We start from the raw sequence: 13,590 nt of genomic DNA, 5'->3' as shown, positions 1-13,590 counted from the left end.
TCAGGCCTCCGAGCTCTCAGAGAGGATCGAGCGGGCGATGTTCTCCCCCACCTGGGTGGCGGCGGCGGTCATGATGTCGAGGTTGCCGGAGTACGGCGGCAGGTAGTCGCCCGCGCCCTCCACCTCGACGAAGATCGACACCTTCGTCTGCCAGCGGGTGGCGGGCGACGGGTCGTCGATCTGCGGCTCCTGGAGCAGCCGGTAGCCGGGGACGTACTCCTGCACGGCCTTCTCCATCGCCACGATCGACTGGACGATCGCGTCACGGTCGGCGTCCGGCGGCACGGCGCAGAAGATCGTGTCGCGCATGATCATCGGCGGCTCGGCCGGGTTGAGGATGATGATCGCCTTGCCCTCGGCGGCGCCGCCGATCTCGGTCACGCCGTTGGACGTCGTCCGCGTGAACTCGTCGATGTTCGCGCGGGTGCCCGGGCCGGCGGAGACCGACGAGACCGAGGCGACGATCTCGGCGTACGACACCGTCGCGGCCCGCGAGACCGCCGCGACCATCGGGATCGTGGCCTGGCCGCCGCAGGTGATCATGTTGACGTTCATCTTGGCCACGTGCTCCTGGCCGTTGACCGGCGGGATCACGGCCGGGCCGACCGCGGCGGGCGTGAGGTCGATCGCCCGGATGCCGGCCTCCTCGTATCGCGGGGCGTACTCGCGGTGCACGTACGCCGAGGTCGCCTCGAAGATCAGGTCCGGCAGCTCGTCCTGCTTGAGCAGCCAGTCGACGCCCTCGTGGGTCGACTCGAGCCCCTTCGCGGCCGCGAGCTTGAGGCCCTCGGAGGAGGGGTCGACGCCGATCATCCAGCGTGGCTCGATCACCTCCGAGCGCAGCAGCTTGTACATGAGGTCGGTCCCGATGTTGCCGGGCCCGACGATCGCGGCAGTCAGCTTGGCCATCTCACTCCTCGCAGGTCATTCGGTGAAGGTGACGCTCAGCGGCTCGAACCCGCTGATGGTCGCGACGACCCGGTCCCCCGGGACGAACGGCACGAACGGGCCCAGGGCCCCGGACAGGATCAGGTGGCCGGCGCGCAGCGGGTCGCCGTACCGGTGGGCCTGGACGGCGAGCCAGCGCAGCGCCTCGAGCGGGTCGCCCAGGCAGGCGGCGCCGTTGCCGGAGGAGCGCTCCTCGCCGTTGATGGTCAGCGACATCGTCACGTCGCGGGGCTCGAGGTCGTCGAGCGAGCGGCCCTCGCGGCCGACCACGAAGAGGCCGCTGGAGGCGTTGTCCGCGACGGTGTCGGTGAACGTGATCGCCCAGTCGGCGATCCGGGAGTCGACGATCTCCAGCGCCGGCAGCGCGACCTCGACCGCGTCGCGGACCAGCTCGAGGGTGATCTCGTCCTCGGTCGCGGGGTCGATGTCCTTCGCGAGGACGAAGGCGACCTCGCCCTCGACCCGCGGCTGCAGCAGCGTGCGCATCGAGATCGGGTCGCCGTCGACGCCGCTGCTGACGTCCATGTCGTCGAGCAGGTAGCCGAAGTCGGGCCGGTCGACGCCGAGCTGGTTCTGCACCGCCTCCGAGGTCGCGCCGATCTTGCGGCCGACCACGGTCGCTCCCCCGGCGAGCCGCGCCTTCACGAGACCCTGCTGCACGGCGTACGCCGCGTCGAGGTCGTCGGTGCCGATCAGGTCGCGGACCGGAGCACACGGGACCCGGGTCGCCTGCGCCTCGGAGAGACGCGTCACAGCGGCAGAGATCGACTCCTGAGACGTCACGAGACGATAGTAGAACCTGTTACAGTTTCTCGCCATGACGACCCCCCTTCCGGAGACCGTCGACGTCGTCGTGGTCGGAGCCGGCGGAGCCGGCATGACGGCCGCGCTCGCGGCGAGGTCCCGCGGCCTCGACACGGTGCTCATCGAGAAGAGCTCCTACTTCGGCGGGTCGACCGCGCGCAGCGGCGGCGGGGTCTGGATCCCCGGCAACTACGCGCTCAAGAAGGCCGGCCAGGACGACCCGCTGGAGAACTCCAAGCTCTACCTCGACTCGATCGTCGGCGACGTGGTGCCGAAGATCCGCCGCGACACCTACCTCGAGCGCGGCGCCGAGGTGCTCGACTTCGTCCGGGAGAAGACCCCGCTGCGCTTCACGTGGGTGCCGCAGTACGCCGACTACCACCCCGAGGCACCGGGCGGCCGACCCGCGGGCCGCTCCTGCGAGCCGATCCCGATGGACGCCCGCTTCCTCGGCGACGAGCTCGACCGGCTGCACCCGCAGTACACCAAGGCGCCAGCCAACATGATCGTCACCCAGGCCGACTTCCGGAAGATCAGCCTCGGGCTGCGCACCATCCGCGGCCCGATCACGATGATGAAGGTCTTCCTGCGCCGGATGGTCTCGCTGGTCCGCGGCCAGAAGCTCTTCGCGATGGGCAACGCGATCGTCATCGGCCTGCGCAAGGGGCTCATCGACGCCGGCGTACCCGTCCACTACGACACCGAGCTCCACGACCTCGTGCTCGAGGACGGTCGCGTCGTCGGGGTCCGCGTCCAGCACGACGGCGCCGAGCACGTCATCCGCGCGCGCCGCGGCGTGATCCTCGGCAGCGGCGGCTTCGAGCGCAACCTCGAGATGCGCGAGAAGTACCAGCCGCAGCCGACCTCGGTCGACTGGACGACCGGCTCGCAGTTCAACACCGGCGGTGGCATCCTCGCGGGCATCGCCGCGGGCGCCCAGACCGACCTGATGGACGACTCCTGGTGGGGCCCGACCATCCCGCTCCCGTCCGGCCCGTGGTTCTGCCTGGCCGAGCGCAACCTGCCGGGCTCGATGATCGTCAACCAGGCCGGGCAGCGCTACATGAACGAGGCGCTCCCCTACGTCGAGGCCGTGCATGCGATGTACGACGGCGAGGCGACCGGCGTCGGCCACGTGCCGAGCTGGATGATCATCGACCAGCGCTACCGCAACCGCTACATCTTCGCCGGGCTCTTCCCGCGTCAGCCCTTCCCGGGCCGTTGGTACAAGCACGGCACCATCAAGAAGGCCGACTCGATCGAGGCGCTGGCCGCCGAGATCGAGGTGCCGGCCGACGCCCTGCGCGCGACCGTCGACCGCTTCAACGGCTTCGCGAGGACCGGCGTCGACGAGGACTTCCACCGCGGCGAGTCGGCGTACGACAAGTACTACTCCGACCCGACCGTGAAGCCGAACCCGTCCCTGCACACCATCGACGACGGCCCGTTCTACGCCGTCAAGATCGTGCCCGGCGACCTCGGCACCAAGGGTGGCCTGGTCACCGACGAGAAGGCCCGCGTGGTCCGCCCCGACGGCTCCGTCATCCCCGGCCTGTACGCCGCCGGCAACGCGTCGTCCGCCGTCATGGGCCACACGTACGCCGGCCCCGGCGCCACCATCGGCCCCGCCATGACCTTCGGCTACCTCGCCGCCGAGACCATCGCCGCCGAGCCCACCGCTGGTTGAGGTGCGAAGGCGCGCTAGCGCCTGAGCCTCGAAACCCCTGAAAGCCAAGGAGCCACCTGAATGCCCATCGATCCCGACGTCGCGATCGGCGCCGAGCTCGGCTCGGTCGACTTCTCGTGGACCGAGAGCGACGTCCTGCTCTACCACCTGGCGCTCGGCGCGACCGACCTCTCCTACACGCTGGAGACGGCCGGCCTCCAGGTGCTCCCGTCGTTCGGCGTCGTCGCGCCGACGTTCCACGCGAGCGACCCGCCGCCGCTCGACCTGCCGGGGTGCGACATCAACCTAGCCCAGGTCGTGCACGGGTCGCAGTCGATCTCCGTGGCCGGGCCCGTACCCCCGTGCGGCTCGGCCACGGTCACCACCCGGATCAGCGAGATCTGGGACAAGGGCAAGGCCGCCGTGATCTGGCAGGAGGGCGTCGCCCGCTCCGCCTCCGGCGAGGAGCTGTGGACCACCCGCTCGTCGATCTTCGTCAAGGGCGAGGGCGGCTGGGGCGGCGACCGCGGCACCTCCTCCCCCGTCGAGCTCCCCGAGCGTGCACCCGACACCGACACGACGTACGACGTCTGGCCGCAGCAGGCCCTGCTCTACCGCCTCTGCGGTGACCGCAACCCCCTGCACGCCGACCCGGACTTCGCCAAGGCCGCCGGCTTCCCCGCCCCGATCCTGCACGGCCTCTGCTCCTACGGCATCGTCCTGCGCACCCTCACCGAGCAGCTCCTCGACGCCGACGCCTCCCAGGTCGCCGGCTTCGGCGTGAAGTTCGCCGGCGTCGTCTTCCCCGGCGAGACCATCCGCGTGCAGGGCTGGCGCGAGGACTACCGCATCGTCGCCTCCGCCACCGTCGCCGGCGGCGACCGCGACGGCGCCCCCGTCCTCGGCGACGTGGTGTTGACGCTCGCTTAGGGACGGGCGGGTTCGCTTGCTGACGGATGCGATCTCGACCAGAGTTCGCTTGCCGTATCTGCCTGGCCGCACTCGCAATGCGCCTAGGGCATCCGCCGCCCGCCGGCGTAGCTGAGTGCCCGCATCTGCCGATGAGCTTGTGCTCTACCGGTTGCGGAATGCCACGACAACGATCGGCACAAGGAGGACCGTGCCGATCAGGACAAGGGGCAGGAGATCAAGGAAGATGCCCGCGACCAGCACACCGACAACGCAGATGACCACCAGACGGCAACGCCAGTTCTCGCCGTAGATTCCCCGCATCCGGGCGGCACCTTGCCGCAACGGGGGTGTGCTCATGGGCGGGGACGGTACTCGACAGTGCTCAGTCCCGGCGCGACCAACGCGACACGCTCGCAAGCCCGCGACCCGAGCGCCGCACATGCCGATGAGCGCGTCGTCCGTTGACACACCAAGCACCGCTGGCCCGCCTCTACCGGTGCGTCCAGTGTCAGCCGACGAACCGCGACGCCACCACTTCATGCGAAGGACGTCGAATGCAAGCTCATCTGGTCAACGCAGCTCGACGCTCTGGCCATGAGCGCCGACCCACGCGACCACAGCGCTTGGGCCGAGTCAGCCGGGCAACGACCGCGTTGGCTGCACTACCGAGTCCCCTCCAGGTTTAGAGTGCCCGCCTCAGCCACAGGCCCCTACGGTTGGGCCATGCTCGATCCTGACCACCTCTTGGCCGGGCCCCGCGGGAGACGCCTGTGCTTGGAGTTCGTCTTGGCGTTGGCGCGTGAGGCTGCCACGCCCCTGGCCGAGGAACTGCTGCGGGCGGTGTTCTTCGCAGCGCATCAGCTTGACCCTGGCTGTGGTGTCTCCCGGGTGATGCTCTCGGCGTCGGGTGAGGAACCCAGCCCCGCAATGCCGAGCTTCACGCCGGAGGATGTGGCGGAGCTGGTGGGCGTCCTCCCGCTTACGGACATCGACGATTGTCTGCTGATGGACGCGCTGACCGCCGCCGTGGACAGCGCCCAGTACTGGCAGGAACCCGACGGCGAGGACGTAGTCGCCGCCGAACCCAGCGTTCAGGCTTCGCTCACGCGCATCGCGGCGTCCATCGCATCATCCGACGCTGCGGCGTGGTGGGTGGAGCCGCTGAGCCGGACAGCGCAGTACAGCGTGGCGTTCCAGGACGGGGATTCACCCGCCTCCACGCTGCCAGGCACGGCCACCGAGCACCTCGAACGGTGGCGCTCGGAGACAGTGACCAGCGAGACGCGCGCCCGTCGGGACCGGCCTCCTGACCCGCACGCCAACTGGAGCGGTGAGTGGTGGTCGACACCGCCGCGTCACCTGACCCGAACCACGCGGAGTCGTGGCACAGAAGGCGCGCTCGGCTTGCGCTTGGTCGAGGATGCCCACGGCTGGGACCGTGCCTTCGTCCATCCGGTCGATGTCCCAGACACCCTGAACGTGTACGAGGTCGACGGACCGCAGGCGTGGGCGCGGCTATGCGGCCGCTTTCCGCTGGAGGTCACCGCGTCCCGTCGTCACGACTGGTTCCGCACCACCGGTGCGGCCGGAAGGTGGGTCATACCCGACTGGTCCCAGGCCGCCGAGGAGTTCGACGCCATCCACCTCACCGTCGCCGGCTACCTGGCAACCGCTGGTAGAGCCGTTGCCGTCACCGAGGACACGGCCTCCGTCCTTGCCGGCTGGGACCCCGACCAGACGTACTGGCTGACCGACGTCGTGCTGGCTTCCGCACCCGAGCGAACGTGGATTCGCGACGACGACACGTGGACCGAACAAACCCACTGATTCACCGTTGCCGTCCGCAACCCGCGGAAAGCTTGCGCTGCGGCGCTCCGGGCAGGCCGCGACCCGAGCGTCCGCACAGGTGGCCGATGGGGCGACGTCAGGACGACGCGTGCAAACTCGAGGCGCGGAGAACGCCGATGAGGTGTGAGAGGTCGTGCCATGCGTCTTCCGGCCCACGGTCATGCGAAGCGTTCATGCTGTCAGCGGCGTCGTCACTTACCTGGCCGACCGTGAACGAGGTCGGCTCCTGCGCCATCTCCGGTTCGCCCGTCATGGCGGTGAGCTGACGCAGCAGGTCCCTTCGACTCGCGAGATAGAACTCGTCGAAGCTGACGTCGTCGACCATCGAGACCTCCTCTCACCAATCACACGCACTGCTGGCGGTCCAGGTTCCCGACGATCTCCGAGTATGCCGACGTCGCGGCGCCGCTCCGGGCGTCCCGACGCGGTCGCGCGACGGCCCCGACGCACCGAACGAGGTGGCGACGCGTTGCCTCACTGACCGGCGCCCGGCCAGCGATGCCAGTCGGTGTGCGGCGGCCGCCGGGCACCCGAGTGTCTCGGGCGAGGTCCGCCTAGAGCTCGTGGCCCAAGCGCCAGGCCCGCGTGCGGCCGAGGCTCAGCACGTCCTCCGGATTCACGACGCGTGCCGACACCCGGGCCGAGACCGTGGACGAGGTCCGGAGCGAGCCGGTCGGCGTACCCAGGATCGCCTTGCGGAGCAGCCACGCCGAGCCGTCGGCGACCGCGCGGAAGTTGGGCTCGTAGCCGAAGACGGTGACACTGCCGCGGCCGTGCCGCTCGACCGTCTGGGCCGCGGTGCCGGCGAGGGCGCCGGACTTCTGGGCGAAGCCGGAGACGAACATGTCCTGCGGGAAGGCGCCGACGACCCGGGCCTTCCCGGGGTGCAGGACGAGGTTGTAGTCGCTGTCCCACTCGATCATGGTCGGTCCGTGCGGGGTGCGGATCCGCATCAGCGCCCCGGGCGAGGTGGTCGTGGGGGTGGCCATGCCGACGCGGGAGATCCCCAGCGCCGAGGCCAGCAGGGCGCCCTCCTGCCACCCGACGTACCGGCCTCCCCGCTCGACCCAGTCCGCCACGGCGGCGCGACCGTCCTCGCCGAGGCGACGGTAGACGGGCGTGGAGTCGACGTTGCCGACGACCAGGACGTCGACCTTGCGCAGTGCGGAGGCGGTGATCCTGCTCGGCGTGAGGACGCGGTACGGGAGCTTCCAGTCCTCACCCAGGCGCCACTTGAGCCACCCGGAGTACTGGTAGTCGTTGAACGTCTTCTTGAACTGGTCGACCACCACGATCCGCGGCACCCGCCCGGAGGGCTGCGGCGTGACCGGTGCGGTCTCCGGCTCCACGGGGGTCACCTGAGCGGTCACGGGCGAGCCCGTCGAGCCGCCGTCGATGCCGGCGAGCAGCGGCAGGCTCCAGCCGCTCACGTCGTAGAAGTAGGGGAAGGGCACGTACGTGTCCTCGTTGAGGACCGCCTGCACCCAGTGCTTCTGCGGCTGGGCGAGGCTGACCCAGTAGGTGCCGGCCGGCAGCGTCGTACGGCGCGGCGCCTCGCCGTACGGGCGGTAGTCGTCGACGACGGTCGAGTCGACCAGCCGGTCCACCTCGACGTGCGCGGCCTGGAGCCGGCTCACCACCCGCCTCGTGTCGCGCGAGTCGCCGCGCAGGAAGTAGCCGCACACCGGCCGGTCGGGGACGGTCCGCTCGAGCTCGTGGCCGGGGTTGTAGATCCGGTTCGGCTCGAGCTCGCACCGCTCCCCCTGCGCCTGCGCCTCGACGAAGGTGTCGCGCCAGGTCTGCAGGACGTCGGCCCGATGGGTCGCCCCGGTGTAGAGCGTGGTGAGCGCGGAGGTGAACTGGTGGCGCACGCGGGCCGGGTACGGCGAGCCGTCGCCCTGCTCGAAGGTCATCCCGACCGCCCCCAGCTGCGTGGTCGGCACGGTGTCGCCGTAGACCTGGGCGAAGAAGTCGTAGCCCGACCGCCACGTCTCGTAGCGCCAGCCGTGGGCGTCGAACGCCGCGGAGTTCGCGGGGCCGTACATGTCCAGGACCTCGTCGTAGAGCCCGTCCGGGGTCTCGGCGTAGACCGGGTCGGCGACCGGCGGGAAGAAGTAGCTGCGTCCGCTGTTCTCGTGCTCGTCGACGAACAGCTGCGGCGGGTTGTCCCACAACAGCTGCAGCCGGCCGGAGACCTCGGGCTGCGTGCCCACCAGGCCGTCGCGGTTCATGTCGAACGCGTAGGAGTTGTAGCGGCGGTCGTGCGCCCGGCCGTCCGGGTTCTGCACCGGGATGAGGCCGACGATCGCGTTGTCGAGGATCGAGGTCGCCACGCAGTCCGTGCGGTCGGCCAGCTCGTGCAGCAGCCGGACCACCGCGTCGCCACCGGACGGCTCGTTGCCGTGGACGTTGGCCCCGATCCAGAGGATCGTCGGGGTGCGGGCGATGATCTCGGCGGCCTCCTCGTCCGGCGTCGAGGGATCGCGCAGCCGGTCGAGGTCCTGCCGGATGGTCGGCAGCTCGTCGAGCGTGCTGGCGTTCGAGACGAGCGCGTAGCGCAGCGGCCGGCCCTCCCACGAGTGGGCGTAGACCCCCGTCACCACCCGGTCGCTGGCCTCGTCGGCGGCCTGCCAGTAGCGACCGATCTCCTGGTTGGTCGCCTCCCGCGACCCGAGCGGGAAGCCGAGCACGTCGTCCGGGGTCGGTACGGCGCCGGCGAGCTCGGGCTCGGTGCTCGCCGGGTCGCAGTCCGCGCGGGCACTGGTCGGCTGTCCCGCGGGCAGCGCGTCCGCCACGTCGGTGACGCAGAGGGCGACCAGGCTGGCGGCGACCGCCGCGGCGAGGGTTCGGCGCATGCCCGGAGCGTAGGGGGCTCCCCCGCTCGCCGCCATGCATCCGTCCAGCTACGCGGCCATGCCGGTGGTCAGGAAGGCCAGCGCGACCACGACGCTCAGCGGCAGGAACAGCACGGCGGCGGTCGCGGCGACGGCGGGGCGGCGTACCGATGCGACCAGGACGAGCGCTCCGAGGATCACCAGCACGTGCTCGATGCCGGGCCAGGCGCCGGGCGGGCGGTAGGCCCAGACCTGCAGGGCGTCGCCGAAGAACATCGCGGCGCACGCGGCCGTCGCGAGCGACGCGGCGAACCACGAGCCGCGGACCGCCCAGACGCCGGCGGCGCCGAGCACCGAGCCGACCAGGACCGAGAGCTGGAGCCACGTCTGGGTCGAGGCCGAGGTCAACACAGACCGGTCGTTGCCGAGCCAGTGGATCCCGGCCAGGTAGTAGGCCTCGACCGCGACCACCAGCATCAGCACGCCCGCGAGCGCGCCGGCGACCGGTCCGATCCGCAACCGCGCGGCGAGCAGCACCCCGACGGCGTACGCCGAGGCCGCCCACACCGCGCAGGAGTTGGCGGCCGCCGACCAGACCGACGGCCGCTCGGCGTTCCAGGCCAGGTCGAGCACGCCGAGCGCCGTACCGGCGCCGACCGCGACCACGAGCGCGATGGGGAGGGTCAGGAGTGCGCGCTGCTGCGTGGGCGTGGGAGTCGGCGGGGCGGTCGTCGCGATCGTCATGCGTCCAGCGTCGGCGGGCGCGGCGCGCGGGACCTCCACCCCAGGTACCGACGGCCCACCGTCAAGTACCGGCACTCATGCGACGTTCTGACACTCCACTGCCACTTTCTCGGCGCTTCTGCCACGCGGCGCAGCGGCGCTGCCCTACCGTCGCCCGCATGCCACGTCGCGCCGTCTCCGCGCTGCTCGCCACGACCGCTGCTCTCGTCGGACTGGGCCTGCCGGCCGTCAGCCCGGTCGCCGATCCGGCCGCGGCCGAGGGGCAGCGCCCGGCACCCCGCTCAGCGGTGCCGTTCCCGACCCGCACCGCCGCCGACCGCGACGGCAACACCCGCCTCGCCGACGACCGGGGACGGATCCTGCAGCTGCGCGGCGCCAACCTCGGCAAGTTCGACGACATCACCGAGCAGGACGTGGCCGATCTCGGCGCGGCCGGGCTCAGCCTGCTCCGACTCCCGATCCAGTGGAGCCTGGTCGAGCCCACCGAGGGCAGCTACGACGCGGCGTACCTCCAGCACGTCCAGGACGTGCTCGACTGGGCGCACGAGGCCGGCCTCCTCGTGCTGGTCGACTGGCACCAGGACGTGTTCGGTCCGGCGTTCGGCTTCGACGGCGCACCCGCCTGGGCCACCCGGACCGACGGCCTCGAGTTCGAGCCGGTGGACGGCAACTGGTTCAACAACTACTTCCACCCGGCGGTCCAGGCGGCCTTCTCACACCTCTGGAACGACGCGGACCTCCAGGAGGCGCAGGTCGCGGCCTGGACCCACGTGGCCGCCCAGCTCGCCGGCTCACCGGCACTGCTAGGCTACGACCTCTTCAACGAGCCGATGTGGACGTCGGGCACGTTCGAGACCCAGGAGCTGCCCGCGATGTACCGCCGGGTGATCGCCGGCATCCGGTCCGTCGACGCCCGCTCCTGGCTCTGGATCGAACCGACCGTGCTCGTCGGCGAGGGCCTGCCGGTCCGCCTGCCCGGGATCGAGGACCCCCGCGCGGGTGCCGACCGGATCGGCTTCGCGCCGCACGCCTACTCGAGCGCGGTCGAGGACGGCGGCGACTGGGACGCGACGAGCATCTGGGTCTCGGCGTACGAGGCGCAGATCACCCAGTACCCGCGCCGGCACCACCTCCCCGTCATCGTCGGCGAGTGGGGCCCGATCGCGGCCAACGCCGACTTCCCCGGCAACGTCGAGCTCGTCGAGCAGCAGGCCGCGAGCTTCCCGCGCTTCGCCTCCGGATGGGCGATCTGGTACGGCTGCCGGTCCGCGACCGGCGGCGGCTACTGCATCTTCACCGACGACGCCGGCCACCTCGACCCGGGCCGAGGCGCCGCGTGGCGCCCCTACGCCCTCGCCCTCGCCGGACGCACCGTCCGCGAGACCGCCGGCGCCCACCGCTTCCGGCTCAGCTACCGGCCACGGCCCGGCACGACCACGGTCATCGTCCCGAGCGGGTTCGCCACCCGACCCGACGTCGCCGTCACCACGGGGACGCGGGCGGCGCCGGCCCGGGTCCGGATGTCCGCGCCGACCGCCACGGGAGCGCGCACGATCACGGTGCGGCCCCGACACCGGCCGCAGGGCACCTGGACGCTGACCATCAGCGGTTGAGGATCTCGCGCACCCACGACGGCGGCGGGTTGGTGCGGTGCTCCTCGCCGACGAAGACCGTCGGGACGGTCTCGTCGCCGCCGTTGACCGAGCGCACCCGCGCGGCGGCGTCGGGGTCGGTGCGGATGTTCACCCACACCGCCCGGCGCCCGAGTGGGCCGAGGGCGAGGCGCAGGCGGAGGCAGTAGGAGCAGCCGGTGCGCCAGTAGATGATCGGCCGGCCGTCGGCGCGGGCCTCCTCGTCGCCCGGTGACCTCGGGAAGGGGTAGGGCGTCAGCGTGACCACCACGACCAGCGCGGCGATCACGAGGATGACGACCTCGGTGGTCATCTCACGGCTTCCGCGCCACGACGTACAGCCGCTGGCTGGTCTCGCCGCGCGACTCGACCGGACCGCGTCGGTACCACTCGACCTCGGTCAGCCCGGCGGCGCGCACGAGGGCGACCACCTCGTCCTGCTCGTGGTAGACGAAGTCGAGGTCGACCGGGACGTCGAACCACTCGTCGTGGTGGCGCACCTGCGTGCCGGCGTGCAGTGCCAGGACCAGCAGGCCGCCCGAGGCCAGGGGCCGCGCGAGCGCGTCGACCGCGGCCGGGAGCTCGGAGCCGGCGAGGTGGATGAGGGAGTACCACGCGAGCACCGCCGACCAGCCCGGCGCGGTCGCCGGGCGCATCAGCCGGCGCAGGTCGCCGACCTCGTAGGAGCCGTCCGGGAAGCGCCGGCGCGCCTCCTCGACCATTCCCGGCGACAGGTCGATCCCGGTCGCGTCGGCGCCGGCCTCGGCGAGGTGGGCCGTCACGTGGCCCGGCCCGCTGCCGACCTCGACGACCGGTCCCCCGCCGGCGTGCGCGGCGACGCGGTCGAGCAGCCAGGTCTCGAACGGCAGGCCCTCCAGCTCGGTCAGCAGGCTGTCGGCGTACGCCGTCGCGACCGCGGAGTACGACGACCGCACCCGCTCGTCGCGGGCCTCGCCGCCGGCGGCCAGGACGTCGACGACCGGGGCCGCCGGCTCGTCGGCGGGCGTGGTGCTGGGCGGGTCGCCGAGCAGGTGCATCCAGCGGCTGTCGCGGTCGCCGCCCCGGCGCGGGAGCTCCCGGACCAGGCCGCGTCCGGCCATCCGGCGCAGCACCTCCTCGACGTCGGAGCGATCGGCGAAGGCGTGCAGCCGGTCGGTGCGGGTCCGGAGCTCGCCGGGTGCCTGCGGACCGCGCAGCAGGAGCACCGTCACGAGCGCCTTCTCGTCCTCGGCGAGGCCGAGCACCTCGTCCAGCGCCTGGTGGTACTTCAACGTCCGCCGCCCGGTGTCGGACCACACGATGCGCAGCAGCCCGCGGTCCTTGAGCCGCCGGCCGACCTGCTCGATCGTGTGCTCGTCGTAGTCGGTCACCGGCTCGCGGCTGTTGGACTGGTTGCAGGCGGTGCGCAGCGCGTTCAGCGTCAGCGGGTACGACGCGGGCACGGTCACCTGCTTCTCCAGCAGGCTGCCGAGGACCCGCTGCTCCTCGGCGTCCAGCACCACGTCACGCACGGGGAGATCGGTCACAGGCCCAGCCTAGGAGGACGGGCGCAGCACCAGGGGCAGGAACACCTCATCGACGATCGAGACCAGCACGTCGTCGGGGACCGTCCCGAGCCGCATCATCGCCTCGTGCCGGAAGAGGTCCGGAGCCAGGGTCCGCACCCGCGGCGTCAGCCGCCCCGGGTCCACCTCGCCGCGCTCGACCGCCCGCTCGAAGACGACGTCGAGCGAGTTGATGCTCTCCGCGACCACCAGGCCGCGCAGGTCGTACGGCGTCGTGCCGGTCTCCTGGAAGTAGCCGCCCATGTAGATGATGAAGAGCGCCATCAGGACGACCCGCTTCTCGTTGGCCTCCCGCATCAGCCCGAGCAGGTCGCCGCGCAGGCTCCCCGTGTCGGGCAGCTCGGTGCGGTGGAGTCGGCTGGCGTAGGCGACGGCGGCCTCGGCCAGCTCCCGCTTGGTCGCCCAGCGCCGGTAGACGACCGTGCGGCTGGTGCCCGCGCGCTGGGCGACACCCTCGAAGGTGAGCGCGCCGTACCCCACGTCGGCGAGCTCGTCCCAGGTCGCCTGGAGCAGCGCGTCCTCGAGCTCCTCGCCCCGGCGGCGGCGCTGCGGCTGCTCGTCAAGATCCACTTGCGTATCTTATCCCGTCGACCTAAGCTGAGCCAGCCAAGAAACACCTACGTATCTAAAACGGGACG

General features: G+C 71.6%; 13 protein-coding genes. 4 read left to right on the top strand and 9 right to left on the bottom strand.

Going from position 1 to position 13,590, the window contains the following annotated elements:
• Positions 1 to 909 (bottom strand): acetaldehyde dehydrogenase (acetylating), encoded by a 909-nt coding sequence (locus tag K8U61_RS11730; protein ID WP_224123205.1) that lies wholly within the window; start codon positions 907 to 909, stop codon positions 1 to 3.
• 15 nt (positions 910 to 924) lie between these two features.
• Positions 925 to 1,731: a 2-keto-4-pentenoate hydratase gene (locus K8U61_RS11725; RefSeq protein WP_224123204.1), complete on the bottom strand. Its 807-nt coding sequence runs from the start codon at positions 1,729 to 1,731 to the stop codon at positions 925 to 927.
• Between the two features lie 34 nt (positions 1,732 to 1,765).
• Between K8U61_RS11725 and kstD the strand changes: the two genes are divergently transcribed.
• Positions 1,766 to 3,439 carry a 3-oxosteroid 1-dehydrogenase gene (gene kstD, locus K8U61_RS11720; protein WP_224123203.1) on the top strand — a complete coding sequence of 558 codons (1,674 nt, stop codon included), beginning with the start codon at positions 1,766 to 1,768 and terminating at the stop codon, positions 3,437 to 3,439.
• Positions 3,440 to 3,499: 60 nt separating this feature from the next.
• Complete coding sequence (chsH3, locus tag K8U61_RS11715; RefSeq protein WP_224123202.1) at positions 3,500 to 4,348, top strand: enoyl-CoA hydratase ChsH3; 849 nt, start codon at positions 3,500 to 3,502, stop codon at positions 4,346 to 4,348.
• 144 nt (positions 4,349 to 4,492) lie between these two features.
• Here chsH3 and K8U61_RS11710 read toward each other — a convergent pair whose 3' ends face one another.
• The gene (locus K8U61_RS11710) at positions 4,493 to 4,687 is read right to left on the bottom strand and encodes a hypothetical protein (protein WP_224123201.1); all 195 of its coding nucleotides are present in this window, start codon (positions 4,685 to 4,687) and stop codon (positions 4,493 to 4,495) included.
• 366 nt (positions 4,688 to 5,053) lie between these two features.
• On the opposite strand from K8U61_RS11710, the gene K8U61_RS11705 reads away from it, so the two are divergent.
• Entirely contained in the window at positions 5,054 to 6,157 is a 1,104-nt protein-coding gene (locus tag K8U61_RS11705) for a hypothetical protein (protein ID WP_224123200.1), read from the top strand.
• Between the two features lie 97 nt (positions 6,158 to 6,254).
• Here the strand turns inward: K8U61_RS11705 and K8U61_RS11700 are convergent, their stop codons facing one another.
• The 3 genes from K8U61_RS11700 to K8U61_RS11690 all read right to left on the bottom strand — a co-directional run bounded on the left by K8U61_RS11700 (position 6,255) and on the right by K8U61_RS11690 (position 9,756).
• On the bottom strand, positions 6,255 to 6,503 hold the full coding sequence (locus K8U61_RS11700) for a hypothetical protein (RefSeq protein WP_224123199.1): 249 nt from the start codon (positions 6,501 to 6,503) through the stop codon (positions 6,255 to 6,257).
• 229 nt (positions 6,504 to 6,732) lie between these two features.
• The gene (locus tag K8U61_RS11695) at positions 6,733 to 9,033 is read right to left on the bottom strand and encodes a M14 family zinc carboxypeptidase (RefSeq protein ID WP_224123198.1); all 2,301 of its coding nucleotides are present in this window, start codon (positions 9,031 to 9,033) and stop codon (positions 6,733 to 6,735) included.
• 48 nt (positions 9,034 to 9,081) lie between these two features.
• Positions 9,082 to 9,756: a DUF6518 family protein gene (locus K8U61_RS11690; protein ID WP_224123197.1), complete on the bottom strand. Its 675-nt coding sequence runs from the start codon at positions 9,754 to 9,756 to the stop codon at positions 9,082 to 9,084.
• A gap of 158 nt (positions 9,757 to 9,914) precedes the next feature.
• Here K8U61_RS11690 and K8U61_RS11685 point away from each other — a divergent pair, with 158 nt between their 5' ends.
• On the top strand, positions 9,915 to 11,369 hold the full coding sequence (locus tag K8U61_RS11685) for a glycoside hydrolase family 5 protein (RefSeq protein ID WP_224123196.1): 1,455 nt from the start codon (positions 9,915 to 9,917) through the stop codon (positions 11,367 to 11,369).
• On the opposite strand, the gene K8U61_RS11680 is transcribed toward K8U61_RS11685, so the two are convergent.
• Genes K8U61_RS11680 through K8U61_RS11670 form a run of 3 tightly spaced genes read right to left on the bottom strand, consistent with a single transcriptional unit; the run spans position 11,359 to position 13,522 of the window.
• The gene (locus tag K8U61_RS11680; RefSeq protein WP_224123195.1) at positions 11,359 to 11,700 is read right to left on the bottom strand and encodes a glutaredoxin family protein; all 342 of its coding nucleotides are present in this window, start codon (positions 11,698 to 11,700) and stop codon (positions 11,359 to 11,361) included. The genes K8U61_RS11685 and K8U61_RS11680 overlap by 11 nt on opposite strands.
• Position 11,701: 1 nt before the next feature.
• A complete protein-coding gene (locus K8U61_RS11675) occupies positions 11,702 to 12,913 on the bottom strand; it encodes a DUF480 domain-containing protein (RefSeq protein WP_224123194.1) in 1,212 nt (403 codons plus the stop codon).
• A gap of 9 nt (positions 12,914 to 12,922) precedes the next feature.
• Positions 12,923 to 13,522, bottom strand: coding sequence for a TetR/AcrR family transcriptional regulator (locus K8U61_RS11670; protein ID WP_224123193.1), 600 nt, complete (start codon positions 13,520 to 13,522; stop codon positions 12,923 to 12,925).
• Between the last annotated feature and the right edge of the window lie 68 nt (positions 13,523 to 13,590).

Source organism: Nocardioides mangrovi (assembly GCF_020073815.1).
Lineage (GTDB): Bacteria > Actinomycetota > Actinomycetes > Propionibacteriales > Nocardioidaceae > Nocardioides > Nocardioides mangrovi.
This window is presented reverse-complemented; position numbering and strand designations above follow the sequence as displayed.